Here is a 19676-nt window from a genome sequence, read left to right on the forward strand (position 1 = left end):
GTCACAGTGCACCTGCGACTTGCCGCTGGGAGTCGACGATTTCGGCGTAGGTGGGGCACGTGTCCATCAGTTGCTCGTGGTTACCCACGCCCACCGGCTTTCCGTCGTCGAGCACGAGAATCTGGTCGGCGTCGACGATGGTCGACACTCGTTGAGCCACAACGATCATGCATGCATCTCGTGTCACCGGACGCAGCGCCGCGCGAAGGTTGGCGTCGGTGGTGAGGTCGAGAGCGGAGAAGGAGTCGTCGAACAGGTAGATCTTGGGCTTGCGTACCAGCGCCCGGGCAATGGCGAGCCGCTGGCGCTGACCTCCCGATACGGTGGTGCCGCCCTGCGCGACGGCAGTCTCGAGGCCGTCGGGCATCGCGCGCACGAAGTCGGCACCCTGGGCGATCTCGAGCGCCTCCCACAATTCTGCGTCGGTGGCGTCGGCCTTGCCGTACCGCAGATTGCTGGCGATGGTGCCGGAGAACAGGTACGGCTTCTGCGGCACGAATCCGATCTCCGATCGCAGCAGGTCCAGATCGAGTTCGCGAATGTCGACACCGCCGACCCGCACCTGACCGCCGGTGACGTCCATCAGCCGTGGAATCAGATTGACAAGAGTCGACTTACCCGATCCGGTGCCGCCGATGATGGCGGTGACCTTGCCTGCCTCGGCAGTCAGATTCACCCCGCACAGCACCGGGTATTCGGCTCCGGGATAGGAGAATTCGGCCCCGACGAGCTCGACCGTGCCCGGTGAGGACACGAACGTCCGGGGATTCTCGGGCAGCACCACCGAGGATTCGGTGGCCAGAACCTCGCTGATGCGATCGGCACACACCGATGCGCGCGGCACCATCATCGCGATGAACGACGCCATCATCACCGACATCAGGATGAGCATGATGTAGCTCAGAAGCGCAGTGAGCGAACCGATCTGCATCGTGCCGTTGTCGATGGCGTGACCGCCGAACCAGATGACGGCGACGCTGGTGACGTTGCTGATGAGCATGACTGTCGGGAACATCAAGGCCATCAACCGACCGACCTTGAGTGCCGTCTCGGTCAACGAGGTGTTGGCCGCACCGAAACGGTCGACCTCGAACTGTTCGCGAACGAAGGCCCGCACGACGCGAATCCCGGTGATCTGTTCGCGCAATACGCGGTTGACCGCGTCGATGCGCTTCTGCATGGAGCGGAACGCCGGCACCATCCGAACGATGATCAAGCTCATTGCAATCGCGAGGCCGGGCACTGCGATGAGCAGAATCCACGACAGGCTGATGTCCTCACGCAGTGACATCACGATGCCGCCGATGCACATGATGGGAGCCATCACCACGATGGTGAAGCCCATGATGATCAACAACTGCACCTGCTGCACGTCGTTGGTGTTGCGGGTGATCAGCGACGGGGCGCCGAATTGGCCGACCTCGCGAGCAGAGAACGTGCCGACGCGGTGCAGGATGGCCCCGCGCAGGTCACGTCCGACACTCATGGCCGTGCGAGCACCGAGGAACACCGCTGCGGCAGAACTGATGATCTGCACTCCCGACACCAACAGCATCACTCCGCCGGCGGACACGATGTAGCCCGTGTCGCCGACGGTCACACCGTTGTCGATGATGTCGGCATTGAGGCTGGGCAGGAACAGCGCCGCCAAGGTCGCGACGAGTTGCAGCAGGACCAGCGCGACGATCGGCATCTTGTACGGAGCCAGATACGTGCGCAGCAGGGGGATCAGCATGACGGCCGAAGATTACTCGTACACATGGATAACAGTCTCTCCGTTTTTCGAGTGTTGCGGGTAATCTTCGGCCGACCGGCCGGCGGGAACTAGGCAGTCTTCTCCGGGGCCGTCTTCAGCTTGGCACCTTCGATGTCGACGTTGGGCAAAATCTTGTCCAGCCACTTCGGCAGCCACCAGGCCTTGTCGCCCAGCAGCGCCATCACCGACGGAATCAGCACCATGCGCACGACGAACGCGTCGAAGAAGACGGCCGCCGCGAGCGCGAAGCCGATGGACTTGATGAACGAGTCCGGCTCGGCGATGAACGCGGCGAACACCGAGATCATGATGACCGCGGCCGAGGTGACCACTCGTGCGCCGTACTTGAAGCCGTTGACGACGGCATCCTTTGCGGCGGCACCGTGGACGAACTCCTCACGCATGCGCGAGACGAGGAACACCTGATAGTCCATCGCGAGGCCGAACACGACACCGATGAGGAAGATCGGCATGAAGCTGACGATCGGCTGCGGGTTGGAGATCAGGCCGAGCCCGCCCTCTTGGAAGATGAACACGGTGGCACCGAAGGTCGCGAGCACGCTGAGCAGGAATCCGAGCGTTGCAGTCAGCGGCACCAGGATGGAGCGGAACACCAGCATCAGCAGCACGAAGGCCAGGCCGACGACCACTGCCAGGTACGGAATCAAGGCGTCCTGCAGCCGTTCGGAGACGTCGAGCTCGAGTGCCGTCTGCCCGGTGACGCCGTAGGAAACGCCGTCGCTGGCCTGCACGCCCGGCTCGGCGTCGCGCAGATTCGCCACCAGGGTCTTGGTCTGCTCGCTGTTGGGCGAGGATGACGGTGTGACCAGGATCTGCGCGGTGTCACCGGCCGGGTTGACGGCGATGATCTGCGCGTTCGTGACGTCGGACTGCTCGGTGATCGTCTCGACGACCTTGCCGAACGAGGCAGTCCGATCGGCCTCTGTCACGCTCGACGCGTCGGCGATGACCAGGAGCGGTCCGTTGCGTCCGGGACCGAACCCTTCGTCGACGACGTCATAGGCCTGACGCGCGGGGGTGGACGGATCGGACGTGGCGATGGACGGCAGAGCCAGCGACAGACCTGTGGCCGGTCCTGCGATGACGCCGAGCAGGACGATGCCGCCGATCAGGCCGACCGCGGGACGCTTGACCAAGAACCTGGCCCACCGAAGTCCGTTGGTGGGCTTGGCATCGGGAGATTCCGGGTCGGCAGTGTTGACGAACTTGAGCTTGCCTGCGAAGGCCTTGCCCTTGTAGAGGCCGAGCATGGCGGGCAGGAATGTCAGTGCGATGAGTACCGCGATGAACACCGCGAATCCGGCTGCCAGACCCATTTGCGACAGGAACGGGATGCCGACGACGCGCAGCGCGACGAGGGCGATGAGCACGGTGGCACCGGCGAACACGACGGCCGAGCCTGCGGTTCCCACCGACCGGCCGACGGCCTCCTCACGGTCGTCGGTGAGCGTCAACTCGTGTCTGTAGCGAGCCAGGATGAACAGGGAGTAGTCGATCGCGACGGCCAGACCGATCATGATGGCGAGCACCGGTGTGAACGTCGACAGATCGGCGAAGCCGGATGCCGTGGTGATCGCCAGGCTCGAGATGCCGATGCCGACGATGGCGGTGATGAGCGGCAGGCTGGCGGCCGCGGCGGATCCGAACATGATGAGCAGCACGACGGCGGCCACGGCCAGACCGACGAGTTCCGACGTTCCGCCGGGCGGGGCGGTGTCCTGCGCGACGGTTCCGCCGAGCAGGACGGTCAGGCCGGCGTCACGCGCGGGCTGTGCTGCCTCGTCGAGTTCGGTGCGGATCTGGTCGGTGACGTCCGCGAGCTCGACGTCGATCGGCACGGTGACCGTTCCGACGTTGCCATTGGGGCTCAGCGGTGATGTGGCTGCGGCGTCGGCTGCTACCTCGTCCGCCGGGGTACCTGCTTCCGCTGCTGCCTCGGTGTATCGCTCGATGGTGGACTGATTGGCAGCGACCGGATTGGCCAGCGGCGGAGCACCTTCCGCAGGCTTGGCGGCGTCGATCTTCTCGATCTCGGCGATGGTGGCATCGATGGCCGAGGTGTACTGCGGGGTGTCCAGCGTTTGCCCGTCCGGGGCTTGGAAGACGTACTCGGCGTTGACGGCGGTGAGCGGATCCTCGGCGTTGCCGAAGCGCTCCTCCTGCAGGTCCAGTGCGGCCTGTGCCGGTGTGCCCGGGATGTTGAACGAGTTTGCTGTGGGGCCGGACAGCGTTGCTGCGCCCACTCCGGCGAGAACCAGAATCGCCAGCCACAGTCCGAGGACCATGCCCTTACGCCGGTACGCGAATCTTCCGATTCGGTAGAGATAGGTGGCCACGGTCAAGCTCCTCGGTTGTGTTCGGACGTGGGGGTGTGAGGTTCGGGGTCAGGAGTGGAGCCTGCGGAACGACCCTTGGGTTCTGGCAGGCCGGCGCGCAGTTGGTCGAAGGCGTCCTCGATGAGGGCCCTCGGTGTCGATGCGCCTGCGGAGTCGGTGACCCAGATGTTCAGTGCTGCCGTGACGGCACCACCGACGGCCATCTGGAGCAGGTTCGGGTAGAGGTCGGTGTCGATATCGGTGCCGGTTCGCTCGGCGATGGCTTCGCCGAGTTTGCGGGTCAGCGATTGGTGCATTTCGAGTTTGCGTGCCATCAGGGCGGGGTTGGCTTCGATGAGCCGTGCTGCCGCGAAGGTGTCGTCCAGATCCCGGCCGGGGTCCGCGACGAGGTTGATTGCGATGTGCCGCAACGAGTCCCAGATCGGTTCGGTCGACGGCCTGGCGCGCAGGAGCTCGAACCACTCGAGGGCAGACACCTCGATGTGATGAAGAACTGCTTCTTCCTTGTTGGAGAAGTAGTTGTGGAACGTGCGGGTGGACACTCCCGCCTCGTGCGCGATGGCGTCGGCGGTGACCGCCTCGAAGCCGTGCTCCTTGCCCAGACGCACGGCGGCCATGCCGAGGGCGTCGCGGGTGGCAGCCTTCTTCAGATCGCGAAGGCCCGTCGGAGAAGTCACGCTTACCAACCTACGGAACTTGCACGGTTCTGCAAGTTTGCAGTGGAGTGCAATTTTGTCGATCCCGACACAGCTGGCAACAGATGTGACTCAGGTCATCGACGCGCCCATGCGGTCGGCTCGCTGACCAGCTCTTTCACAAAGCCCGGCAGATCGTCCTCGACGATATCCGCGAGCGACACCGCCTCGAGCACCGCGCGAAGATTGACGCGCACCGCCAGCCAGACCCGGGTGAGCGGCTCGGCGGGGCCGGCATATTCCGCGTCCTCGGGCCGCTGCCCGCGCACCGACGCCAGCGGCCCCTCGACTGCCCTGATCACGTCGGCAACAGAAATGTCCGACGCCTCCCGCGCCAGCCAGTATCCGCCGTCGGGTCCCCGTCTACTGCACACCAGATCTGCGCGACGGAGATCCGAGAGCACCGATTCGAGAAACTTGTGCGGGATACCCTGCGCGGCGGCCAGGGCCTCGGCCTTCGCCGGCCGCTGCCCGCCGACGGCCGCGAGTTCGACGAGCGTCCGGACCGCGTAGTCCGCCTTGGCCGTGATGTGCACGCTCAATTCCTATCATTCCGATAGGAATGTGGCGAGCAGTTGCCGCAGTGAGCCGAGCTGTCAGGAACCGTCCGGTATCGCGACGACCACCTCGTTGCGACGGAAAGGTGCCAAGGTCCAGGGCGGATCGTAGAACCAGGTCATCGGCTCACCCACCATCTCGATGCCGTGGGCGCGCAGAGTGTCGGTCAACGCCGCCAGCTTCGGTTCGACAGCGTCCCGGCTGCGGCCACCGCTGAAACGCAGCACGGCCACTGTCTCCGCCGGAACCGCCGTCAACGTCACGCGGTCGTCGTCGGGCGTGGGCAGCGTGTCCATCGTCCACTCGGCCGGCATGAAGAACCGAACGACCCAGCCGTCGCTGCCGGACGTGCTCGACACGGGAGCCGTCATCGCTATCTTCTGCGAGCCTGCGGACGACTGGCTGACAGGAGCGGTCATCGCGACCTTCTGCTTACCCCCGTTTCCGCCGAAGATGTACCGGGCCAGGCGACGAAAACCCTCCTGGCGCGCCTCGTCTTCATCGGCGTCGACGGTGGTCTGGGCCGCGATGCGTGGTTCGTAGCGACGAATCTCCACCGCATCGGTCAGTCGCCGGCTCGTGTGCGGTGGTTCCTCGGTGCCGACCCGAATTCCGACGACACCCACCACGGACTCGACTACCTGTCCGGCCGTGGACGCGATTTTCTGCAACAAGTCCGACTCCGCTCTCTTTGCCGATAGGTGCGCACCTTCCACGGTACGAGCCGTAGGAAAGCTGGACAGGCAGCGTTACACTTTTCACCTGGCTGTCACGCACTGGAGGTTCGATGTACGAGTGGATCGGTACGGCGTGGAACGCACTGCCCGAGCCGCTGCGCGATCCCGTGGCGCTGGCCATTCCCGCATTCGCGCTGCTGTTGGCGATCGAGTGGATCGCAGCCGCAAAGCTCGAGGACGGTTCGCGGGGCAGTTATTCCGCGAGGGATGCGCGGGCCAGCCTCAGCATGGGCCTGGTGTCGATCGCGACCACCACGGCGTGGAAGGCACTCGCCCTGATCGGGTACACGGCGATCTACGTCTACGTCGCGCCGTGGCATCTCCCGGCCGACGCCTGGTACACGTGGGTGATCCTGATCCTGGGCGTCGACCTGCTGTTCTACGGCTATCACCGCATCGCGCATCGAACCCGACTGATCTGGGCGACGCATCAGGCCCACCACTCGAGCGAGTACTTCAACTTCGCCGCGGCGCTGCGTCAGAAGTGGAACAACAGCGGCGAGGTCATCATGTGGCTTCCGCTCCCCCTGCTGGGAATGCCGCCGTGGATGGTGTTCGTCGGATTCTCGATCAACCTCGTCTACCAATTCTGGGTACACACCGAGCGCATCGACCGGCTGCCGCGTCCGTTCGAGTTCGTCTTCAACACGCCCTCACATCATCGCGTCCATCACGGCCGCGATCCGCAGTATCTGGACAAGAACTACGGCGGCATCCTGATCATCTGGGACCGCCTGTTCGGCACGTACGCCGAGGAGGTCGAGCGCCCCAACTACGGCCTGACGAAACCGGTCGACACGTTCAACATCTGGACCCTCCAGACACACGAATACCGCAACATCGCGCGAGATGTTGCGGCATCGCGGTCATGGAAGGAACGCGTCGGATATCTCGTCGGACCGCCGGGATGGACGCCTGCCGGCCCCCGAGAACGCGCTACTGCTGATTCAGATTGATCAGGAAGTCGATGGTCCCGGACGGATCGACCGTGACGAAACCGAGTGAAGGCGGCTCGATCTCGTAGTCGGACCACGTCGTCGGAATGGCACCCGACGCGATGAGCGTGTCACCGGACTGCAGTACCTCCATCTCGACCGAGACCGGACGCGTCTGATCCTTGAGCGTCAACGTGCCCTCCGCGGTGACGGTCATGGTGGTTCCGTCCCGAGGGAGGTCGGACAGATCGATCGGCGAGTCGATGCTGAACGTCGCCGTCGGGTAGGTGGCGGTATCGAAGATGTTGCCGCGGAACTGGCCGTCGCGACGATCGCTGTCGGTGCTGATCGAGTTGGTCATCACGACCACCTGGCCCTCGGTGAGGGTGTCGTCGGCTATGACCACATTGCCTGCCACCTCGGTCGTCGATCCGACCACGGTGACGTCGGAGCCGTTGAGCAGCTCGTCGACGGTATAGCCCGCGGCGGTCGTGTTGGCAGCGTCGCCCGGGGTGACGATCCACCGTCCGTCGATGCTCTCGGTGCTCGCGGCCTGCGCGCCGGAGGTCGACACGGATGCTGCCGGTGCGTCGTCTTCCTGCAGAGACGCATAGATCTTGGGGCCGAAGTACAGCCCGAGCGCCACGACGGCGACGACAACTACTCCTACGATCCACCATTTCTTGGTCATGACTGCCGATGGTAGTTGCAGCTTCAAGCCGGTGGGGAACGAGCGGCCTGGCAACTCCCTGAGAGTTTTGTCCGTTTACCCCGTGAACATGTGTCGGTACCGGCAGGCACAATGGTCCACATGGATCCGGTGGGCGCGCTTCGAGAGATCGGCTTCTGGCTCGAACGATCACGCTCGGACACCCACCGCGTCAAGGCATACCGCAGGGCTGCCGATGTGGTCGAATCCCTCAGTCCCGCACAGCGATCCGAGCACGAGAAGGCAGACACCTGGTCCTCACTGACCGGCATCGGAGCCAAGACCTCGCTGATCATTCGACAGGCTCTGACCCAGGACGTCCCTGATTACCTGCTCGAGCAACGGGCTGCCGCAGAGCCCATCGGCGACAACGATCTTCGCGCCGCACTGAAAGGCGATCTGCACACCCATTCCAACTGGTCCGACGGCGGCAGCCCCATCGAGGAGATGATGCGCACGGCTGCGGGGCTTGGTCACGAGTACTGCGCGCTGACCGATCATTCCCCACGCCTGAAGGTTGCGAACGGCCTCACCGCCGAGCGTCTGCGCGCCCAGCTCGACATCGTCGCCGAACTCAACGAGCGGCTCGCACCGTTCCGCATCCTCACCGGGATCGAGGTGGACATCCTCGACGACGGCTCGCTCGACCAGGACGAGGGACTGCTCGCCGAGCTGGACGTGGTGGTGGCGAGCGTGCACTCCAACCTGCGAGCCGACTCCAAGACCATGACCAAACGCATGGTCACCGCCATCGCCAACCCTCATGTCGACGTCCTCGGCCACTGCACCGGACGGCTCGTCGAGGGCGGACGCGGCACCCGACCCGAATCGACGTTCGACGCCCCCGTGGTGTTCGAGGGCTGCCGTCAATTCGGCACCGCAGTCGAGATCAACGCCAGACCCGAACGCCAGGATCCCCCCGAGCGACTGATCGACATCGCCCTCGAACGCGACTGCCTGTTCTCCATCGACACCGACGCGCACGCACCCGGGCAACTCGACTGGCAGGGCTACGGCTGCATCCGCGCCGAAGCACAGGGCGTCCCTGCTGAGCGCGTGATCAACACCTGGCCGCTCGCCGAACTGCTCGAGTGGACGGCTCGGCGCGCGTGAACCGTCGCCACTTCCTCTCCTGCGTGCTGACGGTCGCACTGGTCGGTTGCAGCTCGGCCGACACCGACTCCTCACCGAGCACCGCAGAGACCTATTCGGCAGCGCTGCAACCGGTTTCGAGTCCGACCAGCGACCCACTCAGATTGAAGTACGGGTACGAGCCGGACAACATCGGCGATCTCTACCTCCCCGACAACACCGCCATCTCCCTCCCGGTGGTGGTGATGATCCACGGCGGAGGGTGGCAGGAAGAACCAGACCTGTCGTACTTCCAGCAGATGGCGACGGCCATCGCCGACGAGGGCATCGCCGTCTGGAACGTCGAGTATCGGCGTGGGCCGAACAACTGGGCCAACACGCTCTCCGACGTCGACGACGCCACCGAGGCGCTGGCAACCGTCGTACAGGACGCAGCAGGCGGGAGGCTCGATCTCGATCGCGTCCACATCGCCGGACACTCGGCCGGTGGGCAGCTGGCCGCGTGGGTGGCCGCTCGACACCTGATGCCGGTCGATGCGCCGGGAGCGGAACCGAGAATCCGGCCACGCAGCGCCACCATCATGGCCGGCGTCTTCGACATGAAACGAGCCGCCGACATCGGCGGCGACAAGTTCGTCCCCGCCTTTCTCGGCGGCATGCCCAACGAAGTGCCCGGGCGCTACAAGATCGCCTCCCCCATCGAATACCTCCCCCTCGACGTTCCGCTGACCGCGCTGCACGGTGACGCCGACCGAACCGTCTCGGTCAACCAGAGCCGCGTCTACGTCGACGCCGCCACGAAGGCGGGCAGCACCGACCCCGAGCTAGTCGTTCTGCCCGGAGCCGGACACGGCGCGTTCCTCGACCCGAAGAACGTGGCCTGGTCGACGACGCTCAGCACCATCACGGGGCGGGCGCAGACCCTGCTCTGAGGTCCAGGTGGTACACAGTTGCGATGAAACGAAGAATCGTGACCGGATTGCTCGGGCTGATCATGGCCGTCTCGGTGGCCGGATGTAGCAGCGACCCGTCGAGCGAGGAAGCGTCGACCACTACAACTGTCGCCACGACCACCACTGCCGCCGCCTCCACGACGGTCGCCGAGACCACCACGGTCGACGCGCCTGCACCCGCTCCTGCACCGGCCCCGGCTCCGGCCGTCGAGCCGCCGCCTGCTGCCGAGCCTGCAGCTCCGACGGATGCGACCTCAGGGGTCACCGGTGAAGCGCTCTACCAGCAGACCTGTACCCAGTTCATGCCGTCCATCGATGCGCTGGAGCAAACCGGAATCTCCGATCGCGCCAAGTCGGTCGAGGGTCTGCGCACCGAAATGACCACCGCGCCCAGCTGGAACGACGTACCGCCCGGCGATCAGAACGAAATTCTGCGTGGCCTCGACGCCGCCGGTGCGGGGCAATGCTGAGCGTCTGAGTCGCTGGAGTTCTGCCCGGCTGGGCCCGGTCCGGCAATCCCGCCCCGGTGATCCCGCAAACGCGCGCGCATTTGCCAAACGCTCGCGGTCTAGGCAGCGAACTTGCTCGCGTCTGACGAATGCGCGCGCGTTTGCGAAGAAACCTGGACGCAGAGGACCGCCAACCGCAACGGTGTACCAGATACCCGCGCACTCCTCAGTGCGCCCACTTCCGCACAGTGATCCCGCCCCGGTGATCCCGCAAACGCGCGCGCATTTGCCAAACGCTCGCGGTCTAGGCAGCGAACTTGCTCGCGTCTGACGAATGCGCGCGCGTTTGCGAAGAAACCTGGCCCGGCGCAGCCCCCACCCCACGCGCACAAAAAAACTCCCCACCCGACGGATCGGGTGGGGAGCTGTGGCGGTGGCGGAGGGATTTGAACCCTCGGAGGGGGTGAACCCTCACACGCTTTCGAGGCGTGCTCCTTAGGCCGCTCGGACACGCCACCGCAGAAGACTGTACCGGAATGACGGCCTGAGGCTAAATCGCCTGCTCAGCTGACCAATGGGTCGTTTCGCAGGCTCCACTCCCGCGCAAATCTAGTTGCCGGTGAGCTTGTCCTTGATGTTCGAGGCTGCGTCCTTGACCTTCTCGGCACCGTCCTTGAATGCAGCCGAGGTCTGATCGCCCTTGCCCTCTGCTTCGAGGTCCTTGTCTCCGGTGGCCGAACCTGCGGCTTCTTTCGCCTTGCCGCCGAGGTCTTCGGACTTGTTCGAGATCTTGTCGCCGATGCCCATACTTTTCTCCTTCACAGAAGTAGAAGCACGTCGTTGCGCTCCCGCCTTCTACAGTCCACACATTCGCGGTCCGCGGCCAGCATGTGACGAGATCGTTATCTCTGGCGGGCGAAGAATTGCGTCAGGACTTCGGCGCATTCGGCTTCCAAGACACCGCCTCGAACCTGAGGCCTATGGGTGAGTCGACGGTCTCGCACGACGTCCCACAGCGAGCCGACGGCTCCGGTCTTGGGCTCCCAAGCCCCGAACACCACTGCTCCGACGCGGGCGAGGACCAACGCCCCGGCGCACATCGTGCAGGGTTCCAACGTGACGGCCAGCGTGCAGCCTTCGAGTCGCCAGCCGTCACCGTGGACAGCCGCTGCTCGACGCAACGCGATCACTTCAGCGTGCCCGGTGGGGTCGCCCGACGCCTCCCGCGCATTGCAGCCCCGGGCGATCTCACGTCCCGAGGCGTCGAACACGACGGCTCCGACGGGGACGTCGGCATCCGATGCCTCGGCCGCGGCCGACAGCGCTGCGCGGATCATGTCCGCGTCGGACACCGGCATCGGTTACCGCCGCAGCTTGTTCACCGCTGCGGCGAACTCGCTTTCGAAGCCCAGTCGTTCGGCGATGGACTGCAATTGCTCGTCCGGGTAGTCGTCGGTCTCGGCGACGATGATGCCGAGCACGGCCTCGGGTAGTCCGAGGTCGGCCAGCAGGGCGAGGTCGCCTTCTTCGTAGGGTTCGATGTCGTCGAGTTCGTCGGGGTCGACGTCCGGGATCTCGATGTTCAACGCGTCGAGAACGTCCGCGGCAATTTCGTAGTCCACGGCGGCGACCGCGTCGGACAGCAGGAGGCGGGTGCCGTTCGGTGCGGGACGCAGAATGACGAAGAATTCCTCGTCCACGTCGAGCAGTCCGAACACTGCTCCCGAGCTGCGCAGTTCACGCAATTCGGTCTCTGCCGCCGACAGGCTGGTCAGTGCGTCGTCGGACAGCGGCGTCACGGTCCACTTGCCGTCCTCTCGGACAACTGCAACGCCGAATCCCTCGAGGTCGTCGTATTCCGGTGCGGATGCGCGGTTGTTGTTCGCGCGCTGTGCGGCCATGCGCGCAACGGTAGTCCGGTAGGGGCCGGTATTCGAAGTCCACCTCCCATCGACGGCGCCCACCTGTGCCAATCTGATCGGGTGACTTCTTCCTCGGTGTGCGTTCTCGGTCTCGGACTGATCGGTGGGTCGATCCTGCGCGCAGCACACGATGCCGGCCGGCCGGTGTGGGGCTGGAACCGATCGGCCGACGCGATCGCCGGTGCTACAGCCGACGGCTACGACGTGGGTACCGACCTGAAAGCTGCTTTGACCAGGGCATCCGATGAAGATGCGCTGATCGTCATCGCCGTCCCGATGCCTGCCGTCGACTCGGTTCTGGCAGCCATCGCCGAGCATGCACCCACTGCTCCGCTCACCGATGTCGTCAGCGTCAAGGCGGAGGTCGCTGCCGCGGTGACTGCTCGCGGACTACAGGCTCGCTACGTCGGCGGGCATCCGATGGCAGGCACCAATCAGTCGGGGTGGTCGGCCACCGACCCCACCCTGTTCACCGACGCGGTGTGGGTGGTGTCCACCGACCGCGGAGTCGACGCCGACGTGTGGGTCCGGGTGGCCCAACTCGCCCTCGACTGCGGTTCGGTGGTGGTTCCGGCCGAGAGCGTCGAGCACGATCGAGCCGTCGCCAGAATCTCGCACCTTCCGCATCTGCTGGCCGAGGCCTTGGCGATAGTCGGGGCGGCGGGCGGACCGCTGGCGTTGGGCCTGGCTGCGGGCTCCTTCAAGGACGGGACGCGGGTGGCGTCGTCGTCGCCGAATCTCGTCCGGGCGATGACCGAGGGCAACGCCGCCGCTCTGCGCACCGCGCTTGACGAGGCACTGGCCGCGCTCACTGCCGCGCGGGAAGAACTGAACGAAGGCTCGACGAAAACCCTGGTCGACGCCGGGAACGCAGCGCGCCTGCAGTACGAGCAGCATCAGCGCTTCGAGATCAACGACATCACCCCGGGCGAGCCGGGGTGGCGGGAAAAACTGCAGGACGCGGGTCGACGCGGTGGCGTCGTACGTCAGATCCGCTCGGCAAGTCCCGGGTAGTCGAGAACGAAGCCGTCGGCATCGACCGTGACCGACGACGTCGACACCGGTGAGATGACGTGGATGCCCTCGGAACCGCTGCTGTAGGTCAGCGTGGCCTCCTGAATGCTGAGGTCGAGCAGGTTCACGTACACCGTGGGCACCTCGAGGTCCTGGACCTGGGTGTGCAGACCGAATCGGCGGATCGGCAGGGTGTTGAAGAACGGGCTGAGCACCATGTCGACGTCGAGCGCGCCGCTGTAGGTCGAGCGCTGGTGGCTGGCGCTGTTCTCGACCATCCAGTAGCCCTCGTCGTCGCGGCTGACGGAGGCCTGCCGGTCACCGGACGCCAGCGAGGTGCGGACCGAGAGCCGCTTGGTGACGCCGTATTCGTCGGTCACCAGGTCGTAGGACGCGCTGAAAGCGGGGTGATCGCTGCACGCGGCACCGATGATGCGCCCGGCAGCCTTGATGCGGTTGCCCGCGAGCTGGACCCGCACGGACTCCATGCGGGGAACGTCGTGCGCTCGCCACGTCAGGATCGACGGCCAGGTTTTCGCGTCTGTGGAGTCGGTCGCGGGGATGGATACATGCTCTGCACCCGATGCTTGAGTGATCACCCACCTACGGTAGGCGACGAGGCCCCCAGAAGATCAAGCGGACGTGCCTTTTCTCGCAGTTCATTAAGGTTGTGCCCGTGACGACAGAGAACACCGGCGGCGGGCAGTTCGATTTCGCGCACTCCGAGCAGGCCGCGAAGAGTCGACAGGACAAGGCGACAGCTCTGGCGCGCTACGTGTGGGATCGCGGCATCACGGGTGCCGAGCTGCTCGACCTCACCGACGCCGTCCGCAGGAAGCTGGCCCGCGCCGCCGACCTGCACCCACCGAGCACGATGGAAACGTGGACCATCGTGGCCGGGCTGCTCGACCGCAAAACCGCGTGGGCAGCCGAGCACCCAGGCCACGACGGTGCGACGCCCCAGCACGCGGACGAGAAGATCATGTGGGTCAAGCCGCCGATCACCCCGTGGACTTAGACGAGCGAGTCTTCCCACGCCTCGTGTAGGTGCGCGAAGCGTCCCTCGCCCGCGATGAGGTCCTCGGGCGTTCCGTCCTCGACGATGTCGCCGTCGGCCATGACCAGTACCCGATCCGCAATCGCCACCGTCGAGAGTCGGTGCGCGATGATCAGCGCCGTCCGCCCCTGCAGGATGGTCTCGAGCGCGCGCTGCACCAGCCGCTCGCTCGGGATGTCCAGACTCGACGTCGCCTCGTCCAGCACGATCACCGACGGTGCCGCGAGGAACACCCGCGCGAAGGCCACCAATTGCCTTTGGCCCGAGGACAATCGGCCACCGCGCTTGCGCACGTCGGTGTCGATTCCCTCCGGCAACGAGGCGATGAATTCCGTCAGTCCGACGGCGTCCGCAGCTGCCTGCACCTCTGCATCGGTCGCCGTGGGGCGTCCGAGTCGAATGTTGTCTGCCACCGATCCGGAGAACAGGAACGACTCCTGCGTCACCATCACGACATTGCGACGCAGGTCCTCGTCACCGATCTCCCGCATGTCGACGCCGTCGAGGCGCACGGCTCCGGCCGTCGGATCGTAGAAGCGCGCCAACAGCTTTGCCAGTGTCGACTTGCCTGCTCCGGTGGCTCCGACCATCGCGACCACCTGACCTGCGGGTACGTGCAGCGAGAATTCCGGCAGCACGACGCGTTCCGAACCGTAGGAGAAGTGGACGTCGTCGAACGTGATGTCGCCCTTCGCCGTTCCGATCGATACCGGGTTCTTCGGGGCAACCACCGACGGCTCTTCCTCGAGTACCCCGGAGATCTTCTCCAGCGCAGCCGCGGCCGACTGGTAGGCGTTGAACACCATCGCCAGCTCGTCGAGTGGCCCGTAGAACCGGCGAAGATACAGCACGTAGGCCGCGAGTACACCGATGTCCATGTGGCCGTTGATCACTCGCCAGCTACCGAACACCAGGATGATCGCGAGCGTGACGTTGCCGATCCACCGCACGATGCCGGTGTAGCTCGCCATACCGCGCAGCGCTGCGGTGGTGGCGTCCCGATACTCCGAATCCTCGGTGTTCAGAATGGCATCGTTGCGGCCCTCGCGCCGGAACACCTGCACCGCGCGGATGCCGCCCATGGACTCGACGAAGTGCACCACGACGCGTGCGATCGCCACCCGTGTTCGACGGTATCCCTGGCGTTGTCGCCGCTGCGACCATCGCGTGACGAGCACCAGCGGAACGAATCCGGCCAGCACGATCATCGCCATCGGCACGTCGAGGTACACCAGGATGATCGCGATCGACACCATCGACAGGATGGCCGTCAGAGCATCGTTGAGCGCGCTCTCGAGCAGTGTCTGCAGAGATTCGACATCGCTGGTCAGTCGCGAGATCAGCCGTCCCGAGGTGTAGTTCTCGTGGAAGGACAGACTCAGCTTCTGGGCATGGTCGAACACCCGTCCGCGCAGGTCGTACAGGATGTTCTGGCTCAGTCGGCCGGAGACGGTGAGAAATGCGTAGGTGGTCAACATCCCGAGCAGACCGAAGCCGGTGTAACCGCCGACAGCCCACAGCATGGGACCCCAATCACCCTGTTCCGCAGCGCCGACGCCGTTGTCCAGCGCGTACGCGATGAACAACGGACCGGCAACGTACGTGATGTTGTCGACCAGAATGATCAGGAAAGACAGCAGGGCCTGCTTCTTGTACGGGCGCACCAGCGAGGCGAGCAACCGACGAGAACGTCCGGCCAGCACCAGGTTTCCGGTGGCGTCGACCTCGGTCTCCTCGCCGCCGACGCCACGCCAATCCGCAACTGCGGTCTGCTCAGCCATGGACCGACCCCATCACCTCGCGGTACCGCGGCGACGACGCCAGCAGTCCCTCGTGTGTTCCCTGCTCCACGATTGTTCCGTTCTCGAGATAGAGCACGCGGTCGGCCAACGCAGCGGTCGACGGCCGGTGTGCCACCAGCACTGTCGTCGAGTGCGCCAACACGCGCCGCAATTCCTTCTGCACCTTTGCTTCGGTGTCCACGTCGAGCGCGGACAGCGGGTCGTCGAGCACCAATACCCGAGGCTTGCCCAGCACCGCCCGCGCCAGCGCGAGCCGCTGCCGCTGCCCGCCGGACAGACTCATGCCCTGCTCACCGATGCGAGTGGCCAGACCCCAGGGCAGCTGCTCGACGAAATCCGTTGCGTGCGCGATCTCCAAGGCCTCGGCGATCTCGGCATCGGATGCGCCGGGCGAACCGAGCGCGATGTTCTCGCGCGCACTGGCCGAGAACAACACCGGGTCCTCGAACGCCACCGTGACGATCGAGCGGAGATCGGCCAACCGCATCGAGGCCACGTCGATGCCGTCGATGGTGATGGATCCCTCGGTGGCGTCGAACAGACGGGGTACCAAGTTCGTCAGCGCAGTCTTTCCACTGCCGGTATTGCCGACGAGTGCGACGGTCTCCCCCGGCTCGACAACGAAGCTGACGCCGGTGAGCAGCGGCGAGGACGCGTCGGGAAAGGTGAATCCGACGCGATCGAATTGCACTCGGCCACGGATTCTTTCGGGCAATTCGACGGGGTCGACCGGATCGGTCACGGTCTCGGGAGTGTCCATGATTTCCCAGTAGCGATCTGCTGCCGTACGTGCGTTGTTCAGCTCGGCCAGCAGGTAGCCGAACGATTCGATGGGCCACAGCAGAAAGGCGACGATGGCGATGGCCGCGACCAACGTGCCGACCGTCATCGTGCCCTGCACGATCGAGTACGTCCCCACAGCCAGAATCGCGCCGATGGTGATCGGTTGCAGCCCGACAATGACGGCCCAGATGATCGCGAGGTAGCGCACCTTCTTCAGCTCGGTCCCGCGCAGAGTACGAGCCTGCAGCAGAAACTGCTTGCCCAGGTGCGCACTTCGCCCGAAGGCCTTGAGGACACGAATACCCTGGATGGATTCCTCGACCGTCGTCGTGACGTCGCCCGCCTGATCTTGAGCCTCACGGGCCACCACGCGATACAGCGTCTCGAACTTTGTGCAGGCGATCAGCAGCGGTATCGACGTCACCAGCATGATCAGCCCCAATTGCCAGGACTGCACCAGCAATACGCCGATGCCCACCACGAGCGTCACCGAGTTGATGATGATGAACGGGCCGATGAAGGCCATGAACCGCCGCAGCGAACCGAGGTCTGCGATGGCACGCGAGAGCAGCTGACCCGATTCCCAGCTCTCGTGAGCCGAGACCGAGAGTCGCTGCAGCTTGTCGAATACCGTTGCGCGCGCTGATATCTCGAATTGGCTCGACGGGCGGGAGACCAGATAGCGGCGAACCCAGATGCCGACTGCGTCGATGGTGCCGAGTAGCAGGACGAACGCCGCGGGCCACCAGACGGCAGAGAAGTTGCGATCGGTGATGGGGCCGTCGATGACGCGTTGCATCACCAGCGGAATCACCAGACCGGTCATGGTCGCGATCAACGAGACCACTATGGAGCCGATGTAGAACCACTTGTACGGCAGCAGGAACGGCGCGAAACGACGCAGTGAGCTGGGCGGCTTCGCGGTGTCCGGGTACGACTGATCGAGGGTTCGGGTTTCGGGATCGAGCACACCCGTAGACACAGGTTCTTCTCCTTATTGCTGTGCTCGCATGATTTCATTGCACAGGCTCAGTTTCCAACCGATTTTTCGGCCCTCGCATTCCAGTGTGAAACCTCGAGCACGGTCGAGGTCAAGCGCGACTACCGTCGATGTCCACAATTCGGGCCCGCCCACGGCATCCCGCTTCTGGGCACAAATAGTGGACACTCAGCGCACCGACTCTCGAGTACCGTAGGACCGTCGGGCGAGAGAAGGGCACACGTGAGCGCACGGTCGATGGTCGGGTTGTTCGCGGGGATCGGCGGGCTCGAGCTGGGGTTGGCCGACGCGGGGTGGACGACGCAGTTGCTGTGCGAGATCGATCCCGGTGCCGGAGCCGTCCTACGAGCGCGGATGCCCGAGATACCCCTGCACACCGACATCACCACTCTCCGAAGCCTGCCCGCCGGCACCGAACTCGTCGCCGCCGGCTTCCCGTGCCAGGACCTCTCCCAGGCCGGACGCACGGCAGGTATCACCGGTGCCCGTTCCGGGTTGGTGGACGAGGTGTTTCGGCTGGTCTCGCGTCGACGCGGTCCGCGGTGGTTGTTGATGGAGAACGTGCCGTTCATGCTGCAGCTCGGCCGCGGGGCCGCCATGCGACACATCACCGACGCGCTGGAGGACCTCGGCTACATGTGGGCCTACCGCGTCGTCGACGCCCGTGCGTTCGGTTTGCCGCAGCGTCGGCAGCGGGTGGTGATGCTGGCCTCGCGCACCGACGATCCGCGCGAGGTGCTGTTCGCGCAGGATGCAGGCCCGCTGCCCGACGGCGACCCGAGCACCCAGCCGTGCGGCTTCTACTGGACCGAGGGCATTCGCGGCCTCGGCTGGGCCGTCAATGCGGTCCCGACCCTCAAGGGCGGATCCTCGCTGGGCATCGCCAGTCCCCCGGCCGTTCGGCTGCCGTCCGGGGAGATCGTCACTCCCGGCATCATCGGGGCCGAGCGACTGCAGGGCTTCGATCCCGAGTGGACACTGCCCGCCGTCCAGCAGCCGGGCGTCCGCAGTGGGCATCGGTGGAAGCTCGTCGGCAACGCCGTCAGTGTGCGGATGGCGTCATGGGCGGCGAGCGCACTCGACGATCCCAAGCCGTACGACGCCTCGAACGATCCGGCTCTTCTTCCCGGGCAGGCCTGGCCGACAGCGGCGTGGGGCCGTGATCGCACCAGCTACCGGGTCGCCGTGTCGACCATGCCGGTGCACGAGCCCTACGAGGATCTGATCGGCTTTCTGGACGACTCGAAACTGCTGTCGGCACGCGCGACGGCCGGCTTCCTCAAGCGCACCCGAGCCGGCAGCCTGCGTTTCGCCCCAGGATTTCTCGACGACCTCGACGCCCATCTCGAGCGTATGGGCGGGTACGCCGATCGGGTTCCGGTGTGAGCGCAGACCGGCCCGCCACCGACGCCAGAACCAGTGCGCGGTTGAGCAAGCAGAAACGTCGCGACACCAAACCCGAGGTGGCGCTGCGGCGAGCGCTGCACCGACGAGGCCTGCGCTACTTCGTCGATCGCGCGCCGCTGAAGGGCATGCGGCGTCGGGCAGATCTGGTCTTTCCCAAACGCAAGGTCGCGGTCTACGTCGACGGCTGCTTCTGGCACAGCTGCCCGGTGCACGCCACCAAACCCCGCAACAACGCGCAGTGGTGGGCCGACAAATTGGCGGCCAACGTCGCACGCGATCGTGATACCGACGAGAAGCTGCTCGCGGAGGGCTGGCGCGTGGTGCGCATCTGGGAACACGAGGACCCCGCTATCGCCGCCGATCGCGTCGAGAACGAACTCCACGGAGACTGAAACCTTTTCCCGTCCCCGCGCGTCCAACCCCATGATCGGTTGATTCGAGTTCGGGGGA

General features: G+C 65.2%; 20 protein-coding genes and 1 tRNA gene. 8 read left to right on the forward strand and 13 right to left on the reverse strand.

The window, feature by feature from the left end; translation table 11 throughout:
* Position 1 precedes the first annotated feature (1 nt).
* The 5 genes from MTX34_RS18840 to MTX34_RS18860 form a co-directional block, all read right to left on the reverse strand.
* Positions 2-1735 (reverse strand): ABC transporter ATP-binding protein, encoded by a 1734-nt coding sequence (locus MTX34_RS18840; protein ID WP_243594301.1) that lies wholly within the window; start codon positions 1733-1735, stop codon positions 2-4.
* Positions 1736-1824: 89 nt separating this feature from the next.
* The gene (locus MTX34_RS18845; RefSeq protein WP_243610392.1) at positions 1825-4113 is read right to left on the reverse strand and encodes an MMPL family transporter; all 2289 of its coding nucleotides are present in this window, start codon (positions 4111-4113) and stop codon (positions 1825-1827) included.
* A 2-nt stretch (positions 4114-4115) separates the two neighbouring features.
* Positions 4116-4799: a TetR/AcrR family transcriptional regulator gene (locus MTX34_RS18850; protein WP_243610393.1), complete on the reverse strand. Its 684-nt coding sequence runs from the start codon at positions 4797-4799 to the stop codon at positions 4116-4118.
* An 86-nt stretch (positions 4800-4885) separates the two neighbouring features.
* Positions 4886-5344: an Rrf2 family transcriptional regulator gene (locus tag MTX34_RS18855; protein ID WP_243594437.1), complete on the reverse strand. Its 459-nt coding sequence runs from the start codon at positions 5342-5344 to the stop codon at positions 4886-4888.
* 60 nt (positions 5345-5404) lie between these two features.
* The gene (locus MTX34_RS18860) at positions 5405-6040 is read right to left on the reverse strand and encodes a heme-binding protein (protein ID WP_243610394.1); all 636 of its coding nucleotides are present in this window, start codon (positions 6038-6040) and stop codon (positions 5405-5407) included.
* A 113-nt stretch (positions 6041-6153) separates the two neighbouring features.
* Between MTX34_RS18860 and MTX34_RS18865 the strand changes: the two genes are divergently transcribed.
* The gene (locus MTX34_RS18865; protein WP_243610395.1) at positions 6154-7059 is read left to right on the forward strand and encodes a sterol desaturase family protein; all 906 of its coding nucleotides are present in this window, start codon (positions 6154-6156) and stop codon (positions 7057-7059) included.
* Here the strand turns inward: MTX34_RS18865 and MTX34_RS18870 are convergent.
* Positions 7040-7729, reverse strand: coding sequence for a YceI family protein (locus tag MTX34_RS18870; RefSeq protein ID WP_243594306.1), 690 nt, complete (start codon positions 7727-7729; stop codon positions 7040-7042). The two genes, MTX34_RS18865 and MTX34_RS18870, sit on opposite strands and share 20 nt — an antisense overlap.
* A gap of 120 nt (positions 7730-7849) precedes the next feature.
* Between MTX34_RS18870 and MTX34_RS18875 the strand changes: the two genes are divergently transcribed.
* Genes MTX34_RS18875 through MTX34_RS18885 form a run of 3 tightly spaced genes read left to right on the forward strand, consistent with a single transcriptional unit; the run spans position 7850 to position 10262 of the window.
* Positions 7850-8860, forward strand: coding sequence for a PHP domain-containing protein (locus MTX34_RS18875; protein WP_243610396.1), 1011 nt, complete (start codon positions 7850-7852; stop codon positions 8858-8860).
* On the forward strand, positions 8857-9771 hold the full coding sequence (locus MTX34_RS18880) for a S9 family peptidase (RefSeq protein ID WP_243610397.1): 915 nt from the start codon (positions 8857-8859) through the stop codon (positions 9769-9771). The genes MTX34_RS18875 and MTX34_RS18880 overlap by 4 nt, the downstream gene beginning before the upstream one ends.
* Before the next feature lie 23 nt (positions 9772-9794).
* Positions 9795-10262 carry a hypothetical protein gene (locus MTX34_RS18885; RefSeq protein WP_243610398.1) on the forward strand — a complete coding sequence of 156 codons (468 nt, stop codon included), beginning with the start codon at positions 9795-9797 and terminating at the stop codon, positions 10260-10262.
* 407 nt (positions 10263-10669) lie between these two features.
* Here MTX34_RS18885 and MTX34_RS18890 read toward each other — a convergent pair.
* The 4 genes from MTX34_RS18890 to MTX34_RS18905 form a co-directional block, all read right to left on the reverse strand.
* Positions 10670-10759, reverse strand: a tRNA-Ser gene (locus MTX34_RS18890).
* A gap of 91 nt (positions 10760-10850) precedes the next feature.
* A complete protein-coding gene (locus MTX34_RS18895; RefSeq protein WP_243594310.1) occupies positions 10851-11048 on the reverse strand; it encodes a CsbD family protein in 198 nt (65 codons plus the stop codon).
* A gap of 95 nt (positions 11049-11143) precedes the next feature.
* Entirely contained in the window at positions 11144-11599 is a 456-nt protein-coding gene (locus MTX34_RS18900) for a nucleoside deaminase (RefSeq protein WP_243610399.1), read from the reverse strand.
* Positions 11600-11602: 3 nt separating this feature from the next.
* Complete coding sequence (locus MTX34_RS18905) at positions 11603-12142, reverse strand: tRNA adenosine deaminase-associated protein (protein WP_243594312.1); 540 nt, start codon at positions 12140-12142, stop codon at positions 11603-11605.
* Positions 12143-12205: 63 nt separating this feature from the next.
* On the opposite strand from MTX34_RS18905, the gene MTX34_RS18910 reads away from it, so the two are divergent.
* Positions 12206-13177 (forward strand): prephenate dehydrogenase, encoded by a 972-nt coding sequence (locus MTX34_RS18910; RefSeq protein WP_279393494.1) that lies wholly within the window; start codon positions 12206-12208, stop codon positions 13175-13177.
* Here MTX34_RS18910 and MTX34_RS18915 read toward each other — a convergent pair.
* Positions 13150-13665 carry a putative glycolipid-binding domain-containing protein gene (locus tag MTX34_RS18915; protein ID WP_243594438.1) on the reverse strand — a complete coding sequence of 172 codons (516 nt, stop codon included), beginning with the start codon at positions 13663-13665 and terminating at the stop codon, positions 13150-13152. The genes MTX34_RS18910 and MTX34_RS18915 overlap by 28 nt on opposite strands.
* Positions 13666-13853: 188 nt before the next feature.
* On the opposite strand from MTX34_RS18915, the gene MTX34_RS18920 reads away from it, so the two are divergent.
* The gene (locus MTX34_RS18920; RefSeq protein ID WP_243610401.1) at positions 13854-14195 is read left to right on the forward strand and encodes a hypothetical protein; all 342 of its coding nucleotides are present in this window, start codon (positions 13854-13856) and stop codon (positions 14193-14195) included.
* On the opposite strand, the gene MTX34_RS18925 is transcribed toward MTX34_RS18920, so the two are convergent.
* Positions 14192-16015 (reverse strand): ABC transporter ATP-binding protein, encoded by a 1824-nt coding sequence (locus MTX34_RS18925; RefSeq protein ID WP_243610402.1) that lies wholly within the window; start codon positions 16013-16015, stop codon positions 14192-14194. The genes MTX34_RS18920 and MTX34_RS18925 overlap by 4 nt on opposite strands.
* Positions 16008-17801 carry an ABC transporter ATP-binding protein gene (locus MTX34_RS18930; protein WP_243610403.1) on the reverse strand — a complete coding sequence of 598 codons (1794 nt, stop codon included), beginning with the start codon at positions 17799-17801 and terminating at the stop codon, positions 16008-16010. The genes MTX34_RS18925 and MTX34_RS18930 overlap by 8 nt, the downstream gene beginning before the upstream one ends.
* Positions 17802-18056: 255 nt before the next feature.
* Here MTX34_RS18930 and MTX34_RS18935 point away from each other — a divergent pair, with 255 nt between their 5' ends.
* Positions 18057-19205, forward strand: a complete 1149-nt coding sequence (locus tag MTX34_RS18935; protein ID WP_243610468.1) for a DNA cytosine methyltransferase — start codon at positions 18057-18059, stop codon at positions 19203-19205.
* Positions 19202-19618, forward strand: coding sequence for a very short patch repair endonuclease (locus MTX34_RS18940; RefSeq protein WP_243610404.1), 417 nt, complete (start codon positions 19202-19204; stop codon positions 19616-19618). The genes MTX34_RS18935 and MTX34_RS18940 overlap by 4 nt, the downstream gene beginning before the upstream one ends.
* Positions 19619-19676: the final 58 nt, after the last annotated feature.

It is taken from the genome of Rhodococcus sp. ARC_M5 (assembly GCF_022810405.1).
In the GTDB taxonomy this organism is placed as follows: Bacteria; Actinomycetota; Actinomycetes; order Mycobacteriales; family Mycobacteriaceae; genus Rhodococcoides; species Rhodococcoides navarretei.

Bases quoted from the DNA above. Each gene is read 5' to 3' on its own strand.
- MTX34_RS18840 (WP_243594301.1), bottom strand. From the start codon at position 1,735: ATGCTGATCCCCCTGCTGCGCACGTATCTGGCTCCGTACAAGATGCCG.
- MTX34_RS18865 (WP_243610395.1), top strand. From the start codon at position 6,154: ATGTACGAGTGGATCGGTACGGCGTGGAACGCACTGCCCGAGCCGCTG.
- MTX34_RS18870 (WP_243594306.1), bottom strand. From the start codon at position 7,729: ATGACCAAGAAATGGTGGATCGTAGGAGTAGTTGTCGTCGCCGTCGTG.
- MTX34_RS18875 (WP_243610396.1), top strand. From the start codon at position 7,850: ATGGATCCGGTGGGCGCGCTTCGAGAGATCGGCTTCTGGCTCGAACGA.
- MTX34_RS18885 (WP_243610398.1), top strand. From the start codon at position 9,795: ATGAAACGAAGAATCGTGACCGGATTGCTCGGGCTGATCATGGCCGTC.
- MTX34_RS18895 (WP_243594310.1), bottom strand. From the start codon at position 11,048: ATGGGCATCGGCGACAAGATCTCGAACAAGTCCGAAGACCTCGGCGGC.
- MTX34_RS18900 (WP_243610399.1), bottom strand. From the start codon at position 11,599: ATGCCGGTGTCCGACGCGGACATGATCCGCGCAGCGCTGTCGGCCGCG.
- MTX34_RS18905 (WP_243594312.1), bottom strand. From the start codon at position 12,142: ATGGCCGCACAGCGCGCGAACAACAACCGCGCATCCGCACCGGAATAC.
- MTX34_RS18915 (WP_243594438.1), bottom strand. From the start codon at position 13,665: ATGGAGTCCGTGCGGGTCCAGCTCGCGGGCAACCGCATCAAGGCTGCC.
- MTX34_RS18925 (WP_243610402.1), bottom strand. From the start codon at position 16,015: ATGGCTGAGCAGACCGCAGTTGCGGATTGGCGTGGCGTCGGCGGCGAG.
- MTX34_RS18935 (WP_243610468.1), top strand. From the start codon at position 18,057: ATGGTCGGGTTGTTCGCGGGGATCGGCGGGCTCGAGCTGGGGTTGGCC.